General features: G+C 46.2%; 1 protein-coding gene. It reads left to right on the top strand.

Annotated elements, in window-relative coordinates; genetic code table 11:
- Positions 1-2,108, top strand: a 2,108-nt coding sequence (locus AB4Z08_RS35695; protein WP_441578557.1) for a condensation domain-containing protein, incomplete at both ends; no start/stop codon positions are given.

Raw genomic sequence — 2,108 nt, 5'->3', positions numbered from 1 at the left:
GGAGTGGTGATCGTAAAGACAGATGCTGTCAGTGATAAAACATTGGTAGGTTACCTGACGGTTACATCCGCTTTTGATAAAGCAGCGTTACTAGCGTACTTAAAAGCACAATTACCGGATTATATGGTGCCGGTGCACCTGGTAGTGCTTGATCAATTTCCGTTGCTGAACAACGGCAAGATTGACCGCCGGGCTTTACCMGAGCCTGGAGCGGATAACATGGCTGCCGGTACATACGAAGCACCTGCTACCGCACTGGAAACCGCACTAGCCGGTATCTGGGCATCTTTGCTGGAAGTACCACAGGTAGGACTACACGACGATTTTTTTGCATTGGGTGGCCATTCACTACTGGCTATTCGCCTTATCTCGGCTATGCGTAAACAATTATCGGTAGAAGTTACTATCGCGGATGTTTTTGATTATCCTACCATCAGCCAGTTGTCTTTGCAGTTAAGCCGGCGTTCGGAAAACACATTAATGCCGGCAGTTATACGGGCAGAGAAACTGTCACATATCCCCCTTTCGTACGGCCAGGAACGTTTATGGTTCATCGATCAGCTGGAAGGTAGCGTTTCCTATCATATACCTGCTGTATTAAGGATGACAGGACATTTGAACAGTGCTGCACTGGAGTATGCACTGCGAACAATCGTTAATCGTCATGAAATATTACGGACAATATTTATACAGGAAGAAGGAACGCCTTTCCAACAGGTGCTGCCTGTTGACCAATGGAAGCTGATAGTAACGGATCATCGGCAATACAGGGATAATGCTGAGGCATTAACTGCGTACATTCAAACACTGACATCAGTTCCGTTTAATTTAGCAACAGACCATAAACTGAGGGGGGAACTTATTGTATTAGAAGAGGAAGAATATATCCTGGTGATAACATTGCACCATATTGCCTCTGATGGCTGGTCTACCGGCATCATTGTAAGTGAGCTGACCGAATTATATCATGCCTTCACGGAAGGACGAATAGTTCAGTTGGCTGAATTGCCGGTACAATATTCGGATTATGCCATCTGGCAACGTAAATATCTCTCCGGTGTTATATTGGATAAAAAACTGGATTACTGGAAGAGAAAATTAACGGAGACGGCTATATTACAATTACCTTATGATCACCTGCGTACTGTTGTAACCAGCAAGCGGGGAGCCAGCAGGCGCTTCTTCCTGGATCAGGATTTGGTGGCACAGTTGAAAACCTTGTCGCAGCAACAGGGGGTAACCATGTATATGACATTACTGGCCGCTCTGAAGGTATTGTTGTATCGTTATACGGGTGAGGAAGATATCTGTATAGGTACTCCCGCAGCAGGAAGAATGCAACAGGAAGTAGAAGGGTTGATAGGCTTTTTCATTAATACGCTTGCACTGCGAAGTGACCTGAAGGGCGATCTTTTATTTAGCTCCCTGCTACAGCAGGTAAAACAAACTACTTTAGATGCCTATGCACACCAGGAAGTGCCTTTTGAAAAAGTGGTGGAAAGCGTAGTTACTACCCGCGACCTTACCCGGCACCCATTATTCCAGGTGATGTTTGTATGGCAAAATACGCCTGATGCGCCTGCACTCAGGTTAGGAGAAGTGAAGTTATCATCAATGCCTCTGGAACATTCACTGGCACAGCTGGATTTGACACTCTCCATGCAGGACAGTGAAGAGGGACTATATGGCAATATCGAATATTTTGCAGATCTGTTTAATGAAGAGACTATCGCCCAACTGATATCGCATTACGAAGCATTGCTGCGGGCAGTAGTACAATCACCTGATGAGCGTATCAGCACTTTGAGGCTATTGAGTGTAGAGGAGGAAGGGGTGTTGCTGGCAACACTTAATGATAACGTTGACGCCTATCCGGAAGATAAAGCACTCACCGCTTTGTTTGCAGAACAAGCTGCACTTCATCCTGCGGTTACCGCAGTGGTGGCAGGTGAACAAAGGCTTACCTACAGTGATCTGGAGAAACGTTCGGGTCAACTGGCCCATTACCTGCAACAGAACGGTGTAACAGCCGGATCATTTGTAGGTATCTGTATGGAACGATCCGTGGAGATGATAGTGGGTATACTGGGTATCCTGAAAGCCGGAGC

It is taken from the genome of Chitinophaga sp. RAB17 (assembly GCF_052114225.1).
GTDB lineage: Bacteria > Bacteroidota > Bacteroidia > Chitinophagales > Chitinophagaceae > Chitinophaga.
The sequence above is the reverse complement of the archived record's forward strand: the minus strand, read 5'-3'. Positions and strand labels throughout refer to the sequence as shown.